Raw genomic sequence first — 19,683 nt, 5'->3', positions numbered from 1 at the left:
CAACACGGGGTACGAGATCGGCCAACACGCGGGCTGGGGTCAGGTCTGGCCTGGGTGGCGGTGCACGTTGTCGGCGCGGGACGGACCCGGGGTGGCTTCGGCGATCCAGGCCCCGGGCAGGGACGGGTCGAGGATGCCCTCCTCCACCCAGGTGTGCTCGCCCGCCATCACCTGGCGGGCCAGCTGGGAGTCGGTGTCGTCGGTGTTGGTCCACAGCCGGGTGAACAGCTCCTCCACCCGCACCCTGGCCTGGCGGCAGAAGGCCTCCGCCAGGTCGCGGGCGGCCGGGGTGTCCAGCCACTGGGCGCGCACGCAGGTGGCGCTGATGGCGAACAGCTCCGCGCCGATGTCCACGATCCGGCCCAGGAACGCCTGCTTGCGCTCCATCTTCCCCTGCCAGCGGGACATCGCGTAGAAGGTCTGCCTGGCCAGCTTGCGGCTGGCCCGCTCCACGAACCGCAGGTGCCCGGCCAGCGGGCCGAACTCGGTGAAGCTGCTGGGCAGCTGGCCCTTGCCGACGGCCAGCGTGGGCAGCCACTTCGCGTAGAACGCCCCGGCCCGCGCCGCCGCCTTGACCTTGCGGCCGGTGTCGGCCTCCGGGTCGATGATGTCGCCGGCCACCGACAGGTGCGCGTCCACCGCCTCGCGCGCGATCAGCAGGTGCATGATCTCGGTGGAGCCCTCGAAGATCCGGTTGATCCGCAGGTCGCGCAGGATCTGCTCGGCCGGGATGCCGCGCTCGCCGCGGGCGGCCAGCGACTCGGCGGTCTCATAACCCCGGCCGCCGCGGATCTGCACCAGCTCGTCGGCGACCAGCCAGGCCATCTCCGAGCCGTACAGCTTGGCCAGCGCGGCCTCGATCCGGATGTCGTTGCGCTCCTCGTCGGCCATCTCGCTGGACAGGTCCAGCACCGCCTCCAGCGCGAACGCGGTGGCCGCGATGAAGGCGATCTTGCTGGAGACCGCCTCGTGCTCGCCGACCGGACGGCCCCACTGCACCCGCTCCGCCGACCACTCGCGGGCGATCTTCAGGCACCACTTGGCCGAGCCGGCGCACATCGCGGGCAGCGAGAGCCTGCCGGTGTTCAGCGTGGTCAGCGCGATCTTGAGGCCCTGCCCCTCCTCGCCGATCCGGTTCTCCGCGGGCACCTTGACCTGGTGGAACCGGGTCACGCCGTTCTCCAGCCCGCGCAGGCCCATGAACGCGTTGCGGTTCTCCACCGTGACGCCCTCGGCGTTGCCCTCCACCACGAACGCGGTGATCCCGCCACGGTGACCCTCGGACTTGGGCACCCTGGCCATCACCACCAGCAGGTCGGCCACCACACCGTTGGTGGTCCACAGCTTCACGCCGTCGAGCAGGTAGTGCCCATCCTCGGTGGGCACCGCGGTGGTGCCCAGCCGGGCCGGGTCGCTGCCCACGTCCGGCTCGGTGAGCAGGAAGGCGCTGATGTCGGTGCTGGCACAGCGCGGCAGGTACTTCTGCTTCTGCTCCGGCGTGCCGAACTGCTTGAGCGGCTGCGGCACCCCGATGGACTGGTGCGCGGAGAGCAGTGCGCCGATGGCCGGGCTGACCGACCCGACGAGCATCAGCGCCTTGTTGTAGTACACCTGGGACAGCCCGAGGCCGCCGTACTCCGGGTCGATCTTCATGCCCAGCGCGCCGATGCGGCGCAGGCCGTCGAAGACCTCGTCCGGGATCGTGGCCTCGCGCTCGATCCGCGCGCCGTCGATCTCGTTCTCGCAGAACTCCCGCAACCGGGCCAGGAACTCCTCGCCGCGGCGACGGGTCACCTCGTCACCCCGCGGATGCGGGTGGATCAGTTCCAGGCGTAGTCGCCCGAGGAACAGCTCCTTGCCGAAGCTGGGTTTGCGCCACTGCGTCTCGCGCGCCTGCTCCGCTACCTGACGGGCCTCGCGCTCGGTCGTGCGGGCTGGATCCACTGCGGTCATCGCTGACCCCCTGCCATCGGATTACCCGACGGTACTACCGACCGGTAACGCGCGCAGGTCGCCGCTCGGGTGACTCGCTCAGTTCGGCGGCAGGGGCTCCGCGTTGCGCTCGACGAGTCGGCGGTCCAGCACGTCCAGCTCGGAGTGCTGGGCCTTGAGGATGTTCTCCGCCAGGTTGCGCACCACCGCGAGCCGGGCGTTCTTGCGGCCGTAGTTGGCCATCTCCGCGCCGCCGATGTGGTGCCGCCGCATGAGCTGGAGGAAGTACACCTCGAACTCCACGCCCTTGAGCTTGCGCAGCTTGGACATCTCCTCCTGGTTGGCCATGCCCGGCATCGTGTAGGTGCCGACGGACTGGCCGGGCTGCACCGGCGCGTGCCCGTGCCCGGGCGGGGCGTCCTTCATCCACTCCATGTACTTGCCGGTCGGCGACTGCTCGGGATGCCCCCACAGCGCCAGCCAGCCCTTCATCCGGCCGACCTGCTCCAGCTGGGTGCTCTGGATGTCGAAGGCCAGCTCGCGGACCAGCCGGTCCTCGCTGCGGTCGGGCACCATCGCGGCCATCTCCACCGCCTGCAGGTGGTGCACGGACATGTCCTGGGCGAAGCCGGTGTCCGGCCCGTCCAGCGGCGGTGTGGAGCTCTCCGCGGCGGGCTTGGGCAGGTTGATCAGCAGGCCGCCCGCCGCGCCGAGCATCAGGATCGCCAGCACCGCGGCGGTGGCCACCAGGATCCGCATCGCGCGGGACGGAGCCCGGCCGGTGACCTGCTCGGTCTCCTCCGGGTCCGTCTCGTCCACGATCCGGGGGTCGGACTCAGCCACCGGGCGGCGGGTTCTGGCTGCTCGGCGGGTTCTGGCCGCTGGGCTGGCCGGGCTGGCCGGGCTGACCCGGCTGGCCGCCGGTCTGCTCGTCAGGGGCCTTGGTGCCACCGTCCATCGGCACCGCGTCCTTGCCCGGCTTCTCCGCCACGAACGGCGGCGCGTTGTCCGGGTCGAAGGCGTTGGTGGCGCAGGTGGCGCCGATCTCCGGGTAGATGTACTGGTTGCGGCGCACCGCGGAGATGAACTGGTCGATCCGCTGGTCGTCGGCGCTGTCCAGCTTGAGCTGACGGCCCCAGCCCTGCAACGAGATCGGCTTGTCCAGGCCGGGGTACGGCGACATCATGGTGAACTGCTGGCCCTGCGCGCGCTGCTTCAGCTTGTCCAGGTCGCCGCCCTTGACCTGGTCCGGGTTGTAGGCGATCCAGACCGCGCCGTGCTCCATGGAGTGCACCATGTTCTCGTTGCGCACCGGGTTCGGGTACACCACGCCGGTGCAGGTCGCCCACACCTCGTCGTGCGGCCCGCCGATGGGCGGGTAGTGGTCGTAGGCCACCCGCTGCGTGGCCGGCACGTGCTTGCCCGCCTCGTACTTCTGCTTGAGCACGCCCTGGATCTTCTCCGTGGGGTCCTGGTTGGACTCCGAGGGCGTGAACTCGGCCAGCGCGGCCTGCTTCTCCGCCCGGTCGGCGTTCTGCACGTAGGCGTAGCCGAACACGCCACCCGCGAAGACCAGCACCGCGAGCACGGCGGCGATCGTGCCCCAAGGCTTGGGCTTCTTCATCGCGATCGGCACGCGCGGGGCTGACGCCCGCGCGTTCTTGCTGCTCTTACCGCTGACCATGTCTGCCCGGCCCCTGTCTCACGCCGTACGGGTTACCGCGCGTCAGTGTAAGGATCGGCTGTCAGGTGCGAGTCAGCTCTTTGGGGGAAGCTTCCGGCGCAAGGCCGGCTACCCAGCATTACTTCCGAAACCTCATACAGTTGGATACAAGGTCGAACGGGTATCGAGGCCGCCATAGACTACGAGCCGTGACTCCTGCTGCCTTGGCTGACCTGGTCCGTTCCGTCGCCCATGACGTGCTCACCGCGCGCGGGCTGGACACCGCGGTGCTGCCCGCGGCGGTCACGGTGGAGCGACCCAGAAACCCCGAGCACGGCGACTACGCCACCAACCTCGCGCTGCAGATCGGCAAGAAGCTCGGCCTGGTCCCGCGCGAGCTGGCCGAGGAGCTGGCCAAGGCGCTGGCCACCCAGGACGGCATCACCGCCGCCGAGATCGCCGGACCCGGCTTCGTGAACCTGCGGCTGGCCGCGGACGCGCAGGGCCAGCTGGTCAAGGAGGTGCTGACCGCGGGCGAGGCGTTCGGCCGTGGTTCGGCGCTGACCGGGCAGAAGATCAACCTGGAGTTCGTCTCGGCCAACCCGACCGGCCCGATGCACCTGGGTCACGCCCGCTGGGCCGCGGTCGGCGACGCGCTCGGCCGGGTGCTCGCGGCCGGTGGCGGCGAGATCACCCGCGAGTTCTACATCAACGACGCCGGCGCCCAGATCGGCAGGCTGACCAAGTCCCTGGTCGCGGTGGCCAAGGGCGAGCCGGTGCCCGAGGACGGCTACGCGGGCGACTGGATTACCGACGTGGCGGCCAAGATCGTCAAGCAGGAGCCGGACGTGCTCTCGCTGGATGACGAGCAGCGGGACGCCAGGTTCCGCGAGCTGGGCGTGGAGCTGATGCTGGAGTCGATCCGGCAGAGCCTGCGCCAGTTCCGCACCGAGTTCGACGTCTACTTCAGCGAGAAGTCGCTGCACAGCTCCGGCGAGGTGCAGACCGCGCTGGAGGTGCTCAAGAACTCCGGCCACCTGTACAAGGAGGCCGGGGCCTGGTGGCTGCGCTCCACCGACTACGGCGACGACAAGGACCGCGTCGTCATGAAGGGCAACGGCGAGGCCGCCTACATCGCCGCGGACATCGCCTACTTCCGGAACAAGCGCACCCGCGGCTTCGACCGGCTGATCTACATGCTCGGCGCGGACCACCACGGCTACATCGGCAGGCTGCGGGCCGCCGCGGCCGCCTTCGGCGACGACCCGAACTGCGTCGAGGTGCTGATCGGCCAGATGGTCAACCTGGTCAAGGACGGCGTGCCGGTCCGGATGGCCAAGCGCGCGGGCAACGTGATCACCCTGGACGACCTGGTCGAGGCGATCGGCGTGGACTCGGCCAGGTACGCGCTGATCCGCTCCTCGGTGGACTCCACCCTGGACATCGACCTGGACCTGTGGACCAAGACCACCAACGAGAACCCGGTGTTCTACGTCCAGTACGCGCACGCCCGGCTGTCCTCGCTCGCGCGCAACGCCGCGGACCTGGGCATCACCGTGCCCGCCGCGGCCGAGATCACCTCCGAGCTGCTCGGGCTGCTCGCGCACGAGAAGGAAGGCAAGCTGATCCGCACCATCGGCGACTTCCCGAAGGTGCTCGCCTCCGCCGCCGAGCTGCGCGAACCGCACCGGGTGGCCCGCTACCTGGAGGAGCTGGCCAGCGCCTACCACAAGTTCTACGACAACTGCCGGGTGCTGCCGCAGGGCGATGAGGAGCCGACCGCGCTGACCACCGCGCGCCTGCTGCTCTGCGCGGCCACCCGCCAGGTGCTGGCCAACGGGCTGGGCCTGCTGGGCGTGAGCGCGCCCGAGCGGATGTGACCAGGGTCTATGCCGCCGGACGGCCGCGCGGGCGGTGTGTGAGGATTAACGACCGTGAGGGCACACCCCGCCGGTCCTCGGCACGCTGACGTCATTGTTCCCGCGACGGCCGGACCCCGGCCGTCCACCGCCGACGCGCTCGGCGAGCTGCCGGAGTCCGTGTGGCCGAGGAACGCCAGACGGGGGCCGGACGGCGCCGTGCGGGTGGCCGGCGCCGACCTGCGCGAGCTGGCCGAGACCTACGGCACGCCGCTGTTCGTGATGGACGAGGCGGACTTCCGCGCGCGCTGCGCCGAGCACGCCGAGGCCTTCGGCGACCCGACGCTGGTGCACTACGCGTCCAAGGCCTTCCTCTCCGTGGAGATCGCCCGCTGGGTGGCCCAGGAGGGGCTGAGCCTGGACATCTGCAGTGGCGGCGAGCTGGCCGTGGCCCAGCGCGCGGACTTCCCCAGCGAGCGGATCACCTTCCACGGCAACAACAAGTCCGTTGCCGAGCTGCGCGCCGCTGTGCAGGGCCGGGTGGGCACCGTGGTGGTGGACTCCTTCCACGAGATCGCCCGGCTGGACCAGGTCGCCCGCGAGGCCGGGATCGTCCAGTCCGTGCTGATCCGGATCACCGTGGGTGTCGAGGCGCACACGCACGAGTTCATCGCCACCGCGCACGAGGACCAGAAGTTCGGCTTCTCGCTCGCCTCCGGGGACGCCGCCGAGGCGGCCCGCCGGGTGCTGGCCGCCGACGGCCTGCGCCTGGTCGGCCTGCACAGCCACATCGGCTCGCAGATCTTCGAGGCGGACGGCTTCGAGATCGCCGCGCACCGGGTGATCGGGCTGCTGGCCGAGCTGCACAAGGAGCACGGCGCGGACGCGCTGGCCGCACTGTCCACTGTGGACCTCGGTGGCGGCCTCGGCATCGCCTACACCGCCGAGGACGACCCGCCGCCGCCGGCCAAGCTGGCCGACCAGCTGCGCGCGATCGTGGCCCGGGAGTGCGAGCTGGCCGGGCTGCCCACGCCCAAGGTCGCGGTGGAGCCGGGCCGGGCCATCGTCGGGCCGGGCACGGTGACCCTCTACGAGGTGGGCACCATCAAGGACGTCACGGTGACCGGTGGGTCCGTCCGCCGCTACGTCAGCGTGGACGGCGGCATGAGCGACAACATCCGCACCGCGCTCTACGACGCGGTCTACGATTGCCGCCTGGTCTCCCGGGGGGTCGAGGCCGAGGCGGTGCTGTCCCGGCTGGTGGGAAAGCACTGCGAGTCCGGTGACGTGGTGGTGCGAGACTGCTGGCTGCCCGAGGACATCGCCCCGGGCGACCTGGTCGCGGTGGCCGCGACCGGGGCCTACTGCTACGTGATGGCCAGCAGCTACAACCGGCTGCCCCGGCCGGCCGTGGTCGCCGTGCGCGACGGCGAGCACCGGCTGGTGCTGCGCCGGGAGACCGAGGACGACCTGCTGCGCCTGGAGGTGCTGTGACCAACAGCGGAGAGCCGATCAAAGTCGCGCTGCTCGGATGCGGGACCGTCGGCACCGAGGTGGTGCGGCTGCTCCGCGAGCAGGCCGAGGACCTCACCGCGCGCATCGGCGCCCCGGTCGAGCTGACCGGCATCGCGGTCCGCCGCCCGCACAAGCACACCGACGTGCCAGCCGAGCTGCTGACCACCGACGCCGCCGCCCTGGTCAACGGGGACGCCGACGTGATCGTCGAGGTCATCGGCGGCATCGACCCGGTGCGCGGGCTGCTCGGCACGGCGCTGACCAACGGCAAGTCGGTGGTCACCGCGAACAAGGCGCTGCTGGCCGAGCACGGCGCGGAGCTCTACGCCGCCGCGGACGCCTCCGGCGCCGACCTGTACTTCGAGGCCGCGGTGGCCGGGGCCATCCCGCTGCTGCGCCCGCTGCGCGAGTCGCTGGCCGGTGACCAGATCACCAGGGTGATGGGCATCGTCAACGGCACCACCAACTACATCCTCTCCGCGATGGACGCCACCGGCGCGGGCTACGGCGAGACGCTGGAGGAGGCCTCCCGGCTGGGCTACGCCGAGGCCGACCCGACCGCGGACGTGGACGGCTTCGACGCCGCGGCCAAGGCCGCCATCCTGGCCTCGCTGTCCTTCCACACCAGGGTCACCGCCTCCGACGTGTACCGCGAGGGCATCGCCTCGGTCACCGCCTCCGACATCGCCGCGGCCCGGCTGCTCGGCCGCACGGTCAAGCTGCTGGCCATCTGCGAGCGGGTGGTCGGCGAGGACGGCGCGGAGAGCGTCTCGGTGCGCGTGCACCCGGCGATGATCCCGCGCACCCACCAGCTGGCCAGCGTGAACGGCGCGTTCAACGCGGTGTACGTGGAGGCGGCGGCGGCCGGTCAGCTGATGTTCTACGGCCCTGGCGCCGGTGGCGCGCCCACCGCCAGCGCGGTGCTCGGCGACCTGGTCGCGGTGGCCCGCAACAAGGTGCTCGGCGGCCGGGGCCCGCGCGAGTCCGCCTACGCCCAGCTGCCGGTGCGGCCGATGGGCGAGACGCTCACCGCGTACCACATCAGCCTGGAGGTCGAGGACCAGCCGGGCGTGCTGACCCAGGTGGCCGCGATGTTCGCCGAGCACGGCGTGAGCATCGCCGCGGTCCGCCAGGAGGGCCGTGAGGGCTCGGCCAACCTGGTCGTGGTCACGCACATGGCGCCGGACGAGGCGCTGCGCTCCACCGTGGAGAAGATCGCCGGGCTGCCCATCGTCCGTGAGGTGGCCGCCGTGATGCGGGTGGAGGGTGAGCAACTGTGAGCACGCTTGCTGCTGAGGCGTCGACGCGTCCGGGCTGGCCCGGGATCATCAACGCCTACCGGGACCGGATCGCGGTGCCGGCGGGCGCGGAGATCATCACCCTGCACGAGGGCGGCACCCCGCTGCTGCCCGCGGCGCACCTGTCCGAGCTGACCGGCTGCCAGGTCTTCCTCAAGATCGAGGGCGTCAACCCGACCGGCTCGTTCAAGGACCGCGGCATGACCGTGGCCATGACCTACGCCAAGGCCGAGGGCAGCAAGGCGGTCATCTGCGCCTCCACCGGCAACACCTCGGCCTCGGCCGCCGCCTACGCCGCCCGCGCCGGGCTGACCAGCGCGGTGCTGGTGCCGCGCGGCAAGATCGCGCTGGGCAAGCTGGCCCAGGCGGTGGCCTACGGCGCGCGCATCCTGCAGGTCGACGGCAACTTCGACGACTGCCTGGAGCTGGCCCGCAAGACCGCCTCCGCGCACCCGGTCTACCTGGTCAACTCGGTGAACCTGGTGCGCATCGAGGGCCAGAAGTCGGCCGCGTTCGAGGTCTGCGACGTGCTCGGCCGGGCCCCGGACATCCACTGCCTGCCGGTGGGCAACGCGGGCAACATCACCGGCTACTGGAAGGGCTACCGCGAGTACGCCGCGGACGGCGTGGTGGCCTCGACCCCGCGCATGTTCGGCTTCCAGGCCGAGGGCGCGGCCCCGCTGGTGCTGGGCCACCCGGTGTCCAACCCGGAGACCATCGCCACCGCCATCCGGATCGGCAGCCCGGCCTCCTGGACCGGCGCGGTCGAGGCGAAGGACGAGTCCAATGGCCTGTTCCACGCCCTCTCCGACGAGCACATCCTGGCCGCCTACAAGCTGCTGGCCGCCCGCGAGGGCGTGTTCGTGGAACCGGCCTCCGCCTCCAGTGTCGCGGGCCTGCTGGCCACCGCCGAGGACGGCCGGCTGCCCAAGGGCTCGCTGGTGGTGTGCACGGTCACCGGCCACGGCCTCAAGGACCCGGACACCGCCCTGCTCGGCATGACCGAGGTCGAGCCGCTGCCGGTGGACCCCGGCGCGGTGGCCGCCGCGCTCGAGCTCAGCTGAGCGGGCGCTCCCGATGTCCCGCCGCCGCTGGGCGCTGCTGGCGGTGCTGGGGACCGGCCTGACCGCCGCCTGCACCGCCGCGCAGCCGGGACCGGAGACCAGCACGGCGGTCAAGGAGTGGACCAGGGTCAGCAGCCCGAAGTCGGTGAACAAGGACTTCCGGGTCAGCCCGTGCGAGACGCTGACCGAGGCCGAGCGCCGCGACCTCGGCCTGCCCTCGCCCCCGACCGCGAGCGCGCAGGCGGACCCGGCCGGGTGCACCTGGCGGGACCAGGACGGCGGCACCGCGGTCCTGGTCGAGCTGGATCCGCTGTCCCTGGCCCAGCGCTACGACCGCGAGCCGGACTCGGCGGGCGTGTCCGTGGTCAAGGTCGCTGGCTATCCGGCGGTGCGAGCCCAGGAGGGCGGCGACGGGCGCGGCTGCGAGTTCCGGATCGGGGTGTCGGCCACCGAGGCGCTGCACGTGGCCTTCAGCGCGCCGAAGGCCGTCCCGGACGCCTGCGGGCGGGCCCAGCGGGTGGCCGAGGCAGTCATCGGGAAGCTGCCCGCGGGCAGCTGATCCTCCGTATGCTCGCTGCCGTGACGGCACAACGTTGGTTGCTCGGGTCCGTGCTGGTGTCGGCCGCGGTGCTCCTCACCGCCTGTGGGGGCGAGTCGCCCGCCCCGACGCAGCCCCCGGCCCCGACCTCCCCGGCCTCCTCCTCTTCCGCGGCCTCGGGGGACTGGACGAAGGTCACCACCCAGCCCAAGACGGTGGAGGGCACCTTCCGCACCGCGCCCTGCGAGATCCTGCCCGCGGCCCAGCTCAGCGGCCTCGGCCTGCCGGACAAGCCCAAGCCCGCGGCGGCCAGTTGCGCCTGGAGCAACCACTCCAACAGCCGCGCCGAGGTGCGGGTGGAGCTCTACCGGGACACCCTGCTGAAGAAGTTCGGCGCGGAGGCCCCCAAGGCGGGGTCCGGCCTGGAGGTCGGCAAGGTCGCCGGCTACCCGTCCGTGCGCTCCCTGGACGGCGCTGACCAGCGCGGCTGCATGGTCTTCACGGCGATCTCGGACACCGAGACGCTGCGCTCCTACTTCACCTCGTACAAGACCATGCCCGCGGTCACCCCGGACGCCTGCGGGTTCGCCGAGAAGGTGCTCAGCGCGGTGATCGAGAAGCTCCCGGCGAAGACTTGATCCGCCATATTTGCGAATGTCATGTGAGCTGGCTCACCTGTGGACAAAGCACGGAACCGCCGTCATGGGTTGTGACATCCTAGGTCCCGTCTGGGAGGACGTTGCTGGAGGGAACCCATGGCGGATCGAGTGATGATCAAGCCGGCCGAGGTGCCGGGGCTGATCGCGAAGCTGGAAGCCGAGCTGGAAGAGGCCAAGGACCTGCGGGAGTACACCGCGGCGATCGGCATCCAGGAGGCGCCCGCCAACGATCCCGCGAGCATCGAGCTGGCCAAGCGTCTCGACCTGCCCGCCACCGGCCCCACCGGGCTCGTGGCCGCCGCCGACAAGTTGATCGCCTCCATCCAGGCGATGATCACCAACTTGAAGAGCGGCCTCGCGGACTACGAGCGTCAGGAGCAGGCCAACCGCTCCTCCATGAAGCGGGCCTGAGCCGCACGGGCACAACTGGGGTGAGGACATGACCAACTGGGACGCGTACAGCCACGAGCAGATCCACAAGATGATCAACGAAGGCCGTGGGCACTATGCCCTGAGCAGTCGTGATCTGCTCTGGGAGAAGCAGGCCGAGCGGCTGGGCCGGATCGGCGAGAACGTGAAGAAGGCCTTCGAGGGCGCCACCGGCGTCATGCAGGGCAAGTCCTTCGACCAGATGCAGGAGCGCGTCTCGCCCGCGCACCAGTGGGCCACCGAGGCTTCCAGCATGGCCGACCTGATGCGGACCACCTCGTCGACCAGCACGAACACCTTCGTCGACACGCAGAAGAAGATCGAGCCCGCCAAGCAGGTCACCTCCAGTGACAACTTCATCTCCCGCGGCTGGGCCTCGCTCACCGGCGGGATGACCGACAAGCAGCAGGAACAGCAGGACAAGGACAACGCCGAGCGCAAGGCCCGCGAGACCATGCGCGGCTACGAGACCACGGTGCTCTCCTCCACCTCGAACCTGCCCACCTTCGTCGCGCCCGACCCGATCGACGTCGGCGTCGGCGCCTCCGGCGGCGGCAAGTCCGAGGTCGGCAACCCGGTGGCCACCCCGACCCGGCGCGGCGGCAACTTCGACAACTCCGACCCGACCCGGCGCGGTGTGCTGGTCGGCGACCGGGACGGCGACGGCATCCCGGACGACCGGGACCCGGTCGACGACCGGAACACCAACCGGGACAACAACCGCCCCGGTGACAAGGACGGCGACGGCATCCCCGACGACCGGGACCCGATCGACAACACCCGCAACGATGACTGGCACCGCAACCTGCCCAACGACCAGGTCGACCCGAACCGGGTCATCCCGTCCCCGGTGGTCAACCAGCCGCTGCCGATGAACAATCCGGTGCCGACCCCCGGCCCCGGTGGTGGCGGCTCGACCTTCGGCCCGGTCCCGGTCGGCGGCATGCCCGGCGGCTTCGGCCCCGGCTCCGGCAGCGGCTCCGCCGGCATGCGCCCCGGCTTCGGCCCCGGCGGCATGGGCGGCATCGGCTCGGGTGGCCCAGGCGGTCCCGGCAGCGGTTTTGGTCCCGGTGGCCGTGGTGGCGCGCCCGGCATGGGCGGCGGTCCCATGGGCGGTGGCGCGCGAGCCAACGGCGAGGAGGACAAGGAGCACAAGCGTCCTGACTACCTCATCGAGACCGACGACATCTTCGGCGAGGGCACGCTGGTCGCGCCGCCGGTGATCGGTGAGCGTCCGGGCCTGTGACCGTTTCACTCGACCTCGAACTGAACGCACTGGAGTTCGAGGTCCTCTGGGAGCACCTGCGACTGGGCGACAAGCCCACCGAGCTGAACACGCTGTCCCACGGCGTCACCGACGAGGAACGCGCGCACTTCCGCCGCCTCGCCTGGTCGTCCCTGGAACAGCGCGGCCGCGCCGAGGACGGCCGGTTGGACGTGGAGCTGGAGGACCTGCTGATCCTGCTGGCCCGCCCCAACCGGTCCATCGACATCCGGTTCTCCTGGCGGGTGGGCGAGCAGATCCTGCCCGAGGTCAAGGCGCTCTGCTCGGCCGTCGGCGACACCGGCGTGCTGGCCGTGCACGACGGCGACCGGTACCGCTTCGGCTGGGTCCGCAGCACCGGCCTGGCCCCCGCGGCCGCCGGCCTGCTGCCCCAGCCCCCACCGGGCCGCGTCGGCTCGGTCACCGTCGCCGCCGACGTGCTGGAGTCCGCGGTCAGCCAGGCCGCCGACCAGGGCAAGGTCTTCGTCCAGATCCTCACCAGCCGCGGCGTCCGCCAGGAAGACGCCCAGCTCCTGTGGGAGATAGGCGACGCCGACCGCACCCTGTACGCCCAGTTCGGCGCCACCGCCCGCGACCAGTACGGCCGCAGCCTGCGCGCGAGCAGCGTGCTCAACGTCTTCGACATCCAGGCAGGCCGCATCGGCAGCCGGGAACGCAACGGCTGGATCAACTTCTTCGGCGTGGACAACCGCAAGGTCGCCGAACAACTCGACAGCCTGCTGGCCGAGGTCGTGGACCGCTGATCCCCTGGCCTGGGGTCCGGACCGAGCTGGGGGAGGCGTCGGTCCGGAGCGCGGGGGGATGCGTGACACCGACGGAATGGCGGTTCTGCTGGGCGCCAACCGGACCAGGGGTTCGGCGCTCGGCATGGCGATCTTCCTGTGTCTGCCGACCCTTTTGGTGTGGTTCGTGGGCGTCACAGTGGGCCCCATCGAGTACCCGGAAGGTTCCTGGCCCGCGCGGTTCATCACGGCGCAAGCGGTGTTCCTGGTGAGCCTGTTGCTGGCGGCTGGACTGCTCCTGCTGTTGCTGCGGCAGGCGATCAGGGCCGACCAGGTGAACCTGCCATTGCTCGGCCGACTCCGGACGCTGTACGCCTGGTTCGCCGGTGCCACGGTCGTGCTGTCCCTGTCCGGTGTGGTCATCGGGCTGTTGGCGCTCGAGCATGCCAGGGCAGGGATGGCGGGCTCAGCGGTGACAGCCCAGGTGAGCATGAGCGGGGTGGCCGTGATGTGCCTGCCCATGCCATACCTGTTCGCGGCCTCACTCCTCAGACGTGTGGAGCAGGCCGAGCGGGTGCGCACCGAGCACGGCTGGCTGTCGTGAACAGGGTCCGTCTGCCCCTCATCCGCTGATCGAGCGGAGTTCGCCGGTTCGGGCGCTGGGCCGAGTGCTGATCACCTAGGCTCCGCTGAGGACCGACCTGGGGGAGGCGTCGGTCCGGACCGCAGGGGGAGTGCATGTCGCCGTCCGGCGATAACTGGTTGAGCAAGTTCACCGAGGACTGGGACGAGGAAGAACGGCCGAAGCCGAAGATCGCCGCAGCGGAACATCCTGGTACTTCAGCACCTGAGGATCCGTCTGCGGTCCGGCTGGTGCTAGACGATCACGGGTTGGTTCAAGCGGTCGAACTGGCACCTACCTGGCGTGCTCAGGTGACCAGCCGGCTTCTGGGCGCGGCAGTGCTGAGCGTGGCGAATGACCTGCTGGCAACACGGTTCACCGAATCGACCGACGATGCCTTGCCGGAGGTCTCGATCGACCGGCTTGCCGCCCAAAGCGCGGCGACGACCTCCTCGCCAGGGAGCAGGGATGAGCTCAGGGCCGTGCTCGCCGCCTGGTCGGCGGACTTCGCCGCGTTCAAGCGGCAGTTGGCGGAAGCGGCGGACGCGGTCTTCGTCGGCGCCGCCCCCGACGACAGGGTTGTCGCGACCATGCGGAACGGTCAGTTCGCCGAGGTCACAGTCGATCTGAGGTGGGCGGAGTTCGCTCGCCACACCGAGATCGGCGTGGAGTTGGGCCGAGCTTTGCGAGCCGCGCAGCAGGCCGCTGCCGCGGGTGGGGTCGCCAACCTGAGCCCGCCGGGGAGCGTCGCCCAAGTGCTGCGATTGGCCAGGGACCCGCAAGCGCTGCTTCGGCTCGCCGGGATGCCTGGTTAGCGGTCCGTCGGACGGCCATGAAGACGGGGAGGGAGTTCTGATATGGACGACAAGGTTCGCGCGTCAGTCGAGGCGATGAGGGCGGATGCGGGTGAGTGGAGCAGCGCGGCGCGAGAAGTCGGCCAAGCTCACTCCCTGGTCAAGAACCTGATGCTGAACGAAGAGCAGTTCTCGATGCTGCTCGACCACATCATCGGGCCGACCTACGAGCAGGTCCGGCAAGCCCTGGAGTCGTTGCTGGAGTCCGCGGCGGCCGAGTTCGACAAGGTCGGCATGGCGCTGCGCATGAGCGCGGAGACCTATGAGCGTGAGGACGCTGAGGGTGCGCACGGTCTCCGGCGGGCGGGCGGTTGAGGACATGATTCACAGAGACAACGAGGCGACCCTGAACACGATCAGGGAAGCCAAGCAGGAGGTCCTGGGCTCCGCCGAGATGATCAGGGTCGCGTTCGAGTTCGCTCAAGCCGCGAACCCCACGTACCAGCTGCAACGGTTCGCGGCGAGTCAGGGTTGGCTTGGCCAGGAGATCGAGAAGTCGATGGCGGACCTGGAGCGCTGTTACGAGGTGCCAGGAAGTCCGTCGGCGCTGCGGGCAGTGGGTGAGGCGTGGACCACTCAGGTCGGCGCGATGGCGAGCGAACTGTCCGGTCGCCTGCGCAAAGAATCGCTGACCACCGACAACAGGTGGACCGGCAAGGCAGCTGAGGCATACGGAGATGTGGTCACTGTGCAAGGTGAGGCGTTGGTGGCGCTCAAAACCATTGCCACCACGATCCACACCACACTGAGTGATCTTGCGGGTGCGATCGAAGCGTATTGGAATGCTCTCGCGATCGGCGTCGCGTCCGTGGCCGGTGCCTTGGCCATAGCCGCAGTTGCGGTCGGTGGTGTGGTCACGGCACCCGCCGGGATCAAGTTCGCACTCGGCGCGTTGACGGCGTACACGACATTGGCGGGAGTGGCGCTCAACTCGTTGACGACGGCGGCGAACACAGCGCGCGCCCAGCAGGTGAAACTGCTGCAACAGGTCACCACGGAACGTGCTCTTCCTGGCGGCCGGTGGCCCTCGGCGACGGCGGAACACCTCACCGACGCGAGCAACAAGGACGGTGACAGGAGTGACTGGGAACCCCGGTAGCGTCCCTGCCGGGGCGTGGCGCTGGGTGGCCGTCCCTGGCGCGGCCCGGTCGCGAAAGGGGCTGACCAGGACCGCCGTTGTCTTCTTGGTCGCGGCGGTGTTCTTCGCCGGTCTAGCGCTGCTGATCCTGCTGTCGGTGAACCGGAGCAGCTTCGGCTTCTACCAGGTGCTGGTCGTCCAGCTTCCGCTGAGCGCGCTCGGCTTTGGCTGGACCGCGGCATTCCTGTTCCGGGTCAGGGCCGTGGTCAGCGGCGACCACATCGACGGGTGGGCGCTGCCTGGTTGGCGGCGGACCGCGAACATCGGCAGCCTCCTCATTCTGGTTGTGGCGGTCGTGTTCGCCCTCATCTTCATGGTCTATCCCCTGATCAACGGCGTTCCCGAGTCAGCGGCTTCGCCCCTGTTCCAAGTTCCCGGACTCATCGTGGGATGTATTTTCGGAGACCTGCCGCGTTCTGTGGTCCGGAAGCTCGAACGGGACTCGGACCAGGCACGGAGTCGTGGTGGGTGGCCAGGGCCCTGAGCACCTTATCTAGGGTGGGCGGGTGCGGATCGGAACTGGTGTGCGGGTCACGGTGCCCGCGTCGACGGCGAACCTCGGGTCGGGGTTCGACTCCCTTGGTCTCGCGCTCGCGCTCTACGACGAGGTGGAGGTGCGGGTCGCCCCGGCCGGTGAGGTCCGGGTGCGGGTCGAGGGCCAGGGTGCTGACTCGGTTCCCGCTGATGGGCGGCATCTGGTTGTGCGGGCGGCGCTGGCCGCGCTGGAGCGGTGCGGGGTGAGCGGGGCAGGGCTGGAGCTGGTGTGCCGGAACCGGATTCCGCACGCTCGGGGGCTGGGGTCCTCCGCGGCGGCGGCGGTGGCCGGGGTGGCTGCTGGGTTCGCGTTGGCGGACCGGGAGCTGGATGACGGGGTGTTGCAGCTGGCCGCGGAGTTCGAGGGGCATGCGGACAACGCCGCGGCCAGTGTCTACGGCGGGATCGTGATCGCCTGGCAGGACGGTGACCAGTACCAGGCCATCCGGCTGGAGCCGCACGAGGAGCTCTCGCCGGTGGTGCTGGTGCCGGAAACCCGGTCCGAGACGAAGACCACACGCGGGTTGTTGCCGGAGCTGGTGCCGCTGCGGGACGCGGCCTTCGCGGCGGGGCGCTCGGCGCTGGCCGTCTACGCGCTGACCACCGATCCCTGGCTGCTGCTGCCCGGCACCGCGGACCGGCTGCACCAGGAGTACCGCCGACCCGCCTTCCCGGCGACCATGGCGCTGGTGGACTCGTTGCGGGCCAGCGGGGTGCCGGCCATGGTCTCCGGGGCGGGACCCACCGTGATCGCCTTCCCCCGTGGTGGTCACCTGCCCGACGAGGCAGAGCTGTCCGGGTTCACCCCGATGGCCCTGCCGGTCGACCAGGGCGGGGTGGTGGTGGAACCGATCGGGGGCCCGGCCAACCCGTCTGAGGGAGCAAAGCCGAGGTAGCCAAGGCCCTTCCCGCCACGCCACGACCGACCCGGTTGTTGCACCGTGCTGACCCGGGGTCTACCCTCAGAGGCAATCAGTCACCGCGCGCACGGTCGCCGGTGCCGTTCCCGGGCCTCGTTCCCGGGTCGCATCCCCGTTGAAGTAGGTTCCGATCCGTCCAGGGCGGAATCCACGCTGACGGGTACACCGAGGCGGTGATTGACAGTCCCGTGCCGAGTCTTCTCACCGGTACTGGACGACCTGCTGTCCCGCGTTCCGTCGGGCGGCAAGTCCGCTGGTCCACGTAGGAGGCGGGGACCGGTCAGGAAGGACATTCGTGAGCGAAACCGAACTACTGGGCGGCGACGCGGTCGAGACGACCGCTGCCAGCCCTTCGGCCAATGGCACGGCGACTCGACGTCGTGGCGGCCTTTCCGGGATGGTGCTCGCCGAGCTGCGTCAGCTCGCTGGTGAGCTGGGCATCGGCAACACCAGTGGGATGCGCAAGGGCGATCTGATCGCTGCCATCAAGGAGCGGCAAGGCGGCGGTTCGGCGCCACGCGCCGAGGCTGCCAAGCCGGCCAAGGCCGAGACCGGCCAGCTGGCGCTGGGTGCCGAGAGCACCCCGGCGCCGAAGGCCGCCGCGGTGGAGAGCGCCCCACCGGCGCCCGCCGCCTCCCCTGCCGCCGCGGACAACGCGGCTGGTGAGGGCGACGCCGGGGGCGACAACGCCCGGCGCAACCGCCGCCGTCGGGCGGCCACCCGTCCGGCCGGGAGCCCGGAGGGCGAGCAGCGGAACACCCGCGAGCGCGCTCCCGAGCAGGTCCAGGCCGACAAGCCCGTCGAGCAGGCGGAGCAGCCCGCCGCCGCTGCCAGCGAGCAGCGGGAGCGGCCGGCCGAGCAGCAACCGCGTCAAGAGCGCGGTGAGCGGCAGGAACGCGGCGAGCGGGGCGAGCGCGGGGAGCGGGGCGACCGGGGCAACCGGAACGACCGCAACCGCAACCGCAACGACCGCAACGATCGTGGTGACCGTGGGGACCGGGGCGAGCGCGCCGCGTCCCAGGGTCAGCCGCAGGGTGTGGAGGACGACGAGGACGAGGACGGCAGGGGGCGGCGGGGACGCCGTTTCCGGGACCGCAGGCGCAACCGTGGCCGGGATGGCGACGGCGGCGGCAACGACCGGGGCGACCGCGGGGAGCGCGGCGGCCGGGGCGGTGGCGGCGGTGACACGGAGGTCCGCGAGGACGACGTGCTGCTGCCGGTCGCGGGCATCCTGGACGTGCTGGACAACTACGCGTTCGTCCGCACCTCCGGTTACCTGGCCGGGCCCAACGACGTCTACGTCTCGCTGTCGCTGGTCCGCCGCTACGGCCTGCGCCGTGGCGACGCGATCACCGGCGCGGTGCGCCAGCCCCGGGACGGGGAGCAGCAGCGGCAGAAGTTCAACCCGCTGGTGCGGGTGGACTCCATCAACGGCCTGGAGCCGGACGCGGTCCGCGGCCGTCCGGAGTTCACCAAGCTGACCCCGCTGTACCCGAACGAGCGACTGCGGCTGGAAACCGAGCCGCACATCCTCACCACGCGCGTCATCGACCTGGTGATGCCGATCGGCAAGGGGCAGCGCGCGCTGATCGTCTCCCCGCCCAAGGCGGGCAAGACCTCGGTGCTGCAGGCGATCGCCAACGCGATCACCACGAACAACCCGGAATGCCACCTCATGGTCGTGCTCGTGGACGAGCGGCCTGAGGAGGTCACCGACATGCAGCGTTCGGTGAAGGGCGAGGTCATCGCCTCGACCTTCGACCGGCCGCCGGGCGACCACACCACTGTGGCCGAACTCTCCATCGAGCGCGCCAAGCGCCTGGTGGAGATGGGTCACGACGTGGTCGTGCTGCTGGACTCGATCACCCGTCTGGGCCGCGCCTACAACCTGGCCGCCCCGGCATCGGGCCGCATCCTGTCCGGTGGTGTCGACTCCACCGCGCTGTACCCGCCCAAGCGCTTCCTCGGCGCCGCGCGCAACATCGAGGGTGGCGGTTCGCTGACCATCTTCGCCACCGCGCTGGTGGAGACCGGGTCCACCATGGACACGGTCATCTTCGAGGAGTTCAAGGGCACCGGCAACGCCGAGCTCAAGCTGGACCGCAAGATCGCCGACAAGCGGACCTTCCCGGCGGTCGACGTGGACGCCTCCGGCACGCGCAAGGAAGAGCTGCTGCTCTCCCCTGACGAGCTGGCGGTCACCATCAAGCTCCGCCGGGTGCTGGCGGCGCTGGACGACCAGCAGGCCATCGACCTGCTGCTGGACCGTCTGCGCAAGACCCGCACGAACATCGAGTTCCTGATGACGGTCTCCAAGAACGCCCCGGGAACGAACGACGACTGATACTCGTCAGTAAGTAAGCGGGCGCTTTCGGCCATGGCCGGGAGCGCCCGCTTTTTTGTCGCCGAACGGACGCCCCGATTGTGACCCGTTCGCGCTGTTGCCCAAGAACGATGCTTTTTGGGAGTCGAAAAATCCGCCGAGTTAGCCGATCGCCAACAGCGCTGCCCGGGAGTCAGTAGCTGACGCTGGATCGGTTGGCAGCGTGTGCAGTAGTCCAATGGGCTGATCAGCCCTGACCGAAAGGCGGCATGGGTAGTCGCGGAGACCGGAAACGCATTGGGCCGTCCAGGTGACGGCTTCTGTTTCA

Annotated in this window: 19 protein-coding genes; 16 read left to right on the top strand and 3 right to left on the bottom strand. The window is 70.5% G+C overall.

Going from position 1 to position 19,683, the window contains the following annotated elements:
• Positions 1-39: 39 nt before the first annotated feature.
• The 3 genes from N8J89_RS35405 to N8J89_RS35395 form a co-directional block, all read right to left on the bottom strand.
• Positions 40-1,953 carry an acyl-CoA dehydrogenase family protein gene (locus tag N8J89_RS35405; protein WP_283661290.1) on the bottom strand — a complete coding sequence of 638 codons (1,914 nt, stop codon included), beginning with the start codon at positions 1,951-1,953 and terminating at the stop codon, positions 40-42.
• 78 nt (positions 1,954-2,031) lie between these two features.
• Positions 2,032-2,775, bottom strand: a complete 744-nt coding sequence (locus N8J89_RS35400; protein ID WP_283661289.1) for a DUF305 domain-containing protein — start codon at positions 2,773-2,775, stop codon at positions 2,032-2,034.
• Positions 2,768-3,616, bottom strand: a complete 849-nt coding sequence (locus tag N8J89_RS35395) for a thioredoxin-like domain-containing protein (RefSeq protein ID WP_283661288.1) — start codon at positions 3,614-3,616, stop codon at positions 2,768-2,770. Before N8J89_RS35395 ends, N8J89_RS35400 begins: the two co-directional genes overlap by 8 nt.
• A 188-nt stretch (positions 3,617-3,804) precedes the next feature.
• On the opposite strand from N8J89_RS35395, the gene argS reads away from it, so the two are divergent.
• From argS to rho, 16 genes are all read left to right on the top strand, one after another.
• The gene (gene argS, locus N8J89_RS35390) at positions 3,805-5,475 is read left to right on the top strand and encodes an arginine--tRNA ligase (protein ID WP_252484115.1); all 1,671 of its coding nucleotides are present in this window, start codon (positions 3,805-3,807) and stop codon (positions 5,473-5,475) included.
• A 54-nt stretch (positions 5,476-5,529) separates the two neighbouring features.
• Positions 5,530-6,948: a diaminopimelate decarboxylase gene (lysA, locus tag N8J89_RS35385; RefSeq protein WP_283661287.1), complete on the top strand. Its 1,419-nt coding sequence runs from the start codon at positions 5,530-5,532 to the stop codon at positions 6,946-6,948.
• On the top strand, positions 6,945-8,249 hold the full coding sequence (locus N8J89_RS35380) for a homoserine dehydrogenase (RefSeq protein WP_283661286.1): 1,305 nt from the start codon (positions 6,945-6,947) through the stop codon (positions 8,247-8,249). The genes lysA and N8J89_RS35380 overlap by 4 nt, the downstream gene beginning before the upstream one ends.
• Positions 8,246-9,331 carry a threonine synthase gene (gene thrC / locus N8J89_RS35375; protein ID WP_283661285.1) on the top strand — a complete coding sequence of 362 codons (1,086 nt, stop codon included), beginning with the start codon at positions 8,246-8,248 and terminating at the stop codon, positions 9,329-9,331. The genes N8J89_RS35380 and thrC overlap by 4 nt, the downstream gene beginning before the upstream one ends.
• Before the next feature lie 13 nt (positions 9,332-9,344).
• Entirely contained in the window at positions 9,345-9,890 is a 546-nt protein-coding gene (locus N8J89_RS35370; RefSeq protein ID WP_283661284.1) for a DUF3558 domain-containing protein, read from the top strand.
• Positions 9,891-9,910: 20 nt separating this feature from the next.
• Entirely contained in the window at positions 9,911-10,507 is a 597-nt protein-coding gene (locus N8J89_RS35365; protein ID WP_283661283.1) for a DUF3558 family protein, read from the top strand.
• A 117-nt stretch (positions 10,508-10,624) separates the two neighbouring features.
• Positions 10,625-10,939: a hypothetical protein gene (locus N8J89_RS35360; protein ID WP_252484109.1), complete on the top strand. Its 315-nt coding sequence runs from the start codon at positions 10,625-10,627 to the stop codon at positions 10,937-10,939.
• 28 nt (positions 10,940-10,967) lie between these two features.
• The gene (locus N8J89_RS35355; protein ID WP_283661282.1) at positions 10,968-12,203 is read left to right on the top strand and encodes a hypothetical protein; all 1,236 of its coding nucleotides are present in this window, start codon (positions 10,968-10,970) and stop codon (positions 12,201-12,203) included.
• Complete coding sequence (locus tag N8J89_RS35350; protein ID WP_283661281.1) at positions 12,200-12,985, top strand: ESX secretion-associated protein EspG; 786 nt, start codon at positions 12,200-12,202, stop codon at positions 12,983-12,985. Before N8J89_RS35355 ends, N8J89_RS35350 begins: the two co-directional genes overlap by 4 nt.
• A 58-nt stretch (positions 12,986-13,043) precedes the next feature.
• Positions 13,044-13,568 carry a hypothetical protein gene (locus N8J89_RS35345; protein WP_283661280.1) on the top strand — a complete coding sequence of 175 codons (525 nt, stop codon included), beginning with the start codon at positions 13,044-13,046 and terminating at the stop codon, positions 13,566-13,568.
• 134 nt (positions 13,569-13,702) lie between these two features.
• Positions 13,703-14,401, top strand: a complete 699-nt coding sequence (locus N8J89_RS35340; RefSeq protein ID WP_283661279.1) for a hypothetical protein — start codon at positions 13,703-13,705, stop codon at positions 14,399-14,401.
• A gap of 42 nt (positions 14,402-14,443) precedes the next feature.
• The gene (locus N8J89_RS35335; protein ID WP_283661278.1) at positions 14,444-14,755 is read left to right on the top strand and encodes a hypothetical protein; all 312 of its coding nucleotides are present in this window, start codon (positions 14,444-14,446) and stop codon (positions 14,753-14,755) included.
• Entirely contained in the window at positions 14,724-15,539 is an 816-nt protein-coding gene (locus N8J89_RS35330) for a hypothetical protein (RefSeq protein WP_283661277.1), read from the top strand. The genes N8J89_RS35335 and N8J89_RS35330 overlap by 32 nt, the downstream gene beginning before the upstream one ends.
• Positions 15,540-15,624: 85 nt before the next feature.
• On the top strand, positions 15,625-16,062 hold the full coding sequence (locus N8J89_RS35325; protein WP_283661276.1) for a hypothetical protein: 438 nt from the start codon (positions 15,625-15,627) through the stop codon (positions 16,060-16,062).
• A gap of 28 nt (positions 16,063-16,090) precedes the next feature.
• The gene (gene thrB / locus N8J89_RS35320) at positions 16,091-17,008 is read left to right on the top strand and encodes a homoserine kinase (RefSeq protein ID WP_283666331.1); all 918 of its coding nucleotides are present in this window, start codon (positions 16,091-16,093) and stop codon (positions 17,006-17,008) included.
• Between the two features lie 319 nt (positions 17,009-17,327).
• Positions 17,328-19,376, top strand: a complete 2,049-nt coding sequence (rho, locus tag N8J89_RS35315; protein WP_283661275.1) for a transcription termination factor Rho — start codon at positions 17,328-17,330, stop codon at positions 19,374-19,376.
• The last annotated feature ends 307 nt before the right edge of the window (positions 19,377-19,683 follow it).

Origin of the sequence: Crossiella sp. CA-258035 (assembly GCF_030064675.1) — a bacterium.
GTDB lineage: Bacteria > Actinomycetota > Actinomycetes > Mycobacteriales > Pseudonocardiaceae > Crossiella.
Note: the sequence above shows the minus strand (reverse complement) of the source record. Positions and strands in the feature narration are given on the sequence as shown.

Coding starts and splice junctions, on each gene's coding strand:
- N8J89_RS35340 (WP_283661279.1), top strand. CDS start 13,703: ATGTCGCCGTCCGGCGATAACTGGTTGAGCAAGTTCACCGAGGACTGG.
- N8J89_RS35360 (WP_252484109.1), top strand. CDS start 10,625: ATGGCGGATCGAGTGATGATCAAGCCGGCCGAGGTGCCGGGGCTGATC.
- N8J89_RS35335 (WP_283661278.1), top strand. CDS start 14,444: ATGGACGACAAGGTTCGCGCGTCAGTCGAGGCGATGAGGGCGGATGCG.
- N8J89_RS35370 (WP_283661284.1), top strand. CDS start 9,345: ATGTCCCGCCGCCGCTGGGCGCTGCTGGCGGTGCTGGGGACCGGCCTG.
- N8J89_RS35395 (WP_283661288.1), bottom strand. CDS start 3,616: ATGGTCAGCGGTAAGAGCAGCAAGAACGCGCGGGCGTCAGCCCCGCGC.
- N8J89_RS35355 (WP_283661282.1), top strand. CDS start 10,968: ATGACCAACTGGGACGCGTACAGCCACGAGCAGATCCACAAGATGATC.
- N8J89_RS35405 (WP_283661290.1), bottom strand. CDS start 1,953: ATGACCGCAGTGGATCCAGCCCGCACGACCGAGCGCGAGGCCCGTCAG.
- N8J89_RS35345 (WP_283661280.1), top strand. CDS start 13,044: ATGCGTGACACCGACGGAATGGCGGTTCTGCTGGGCGCCAACCGGACC.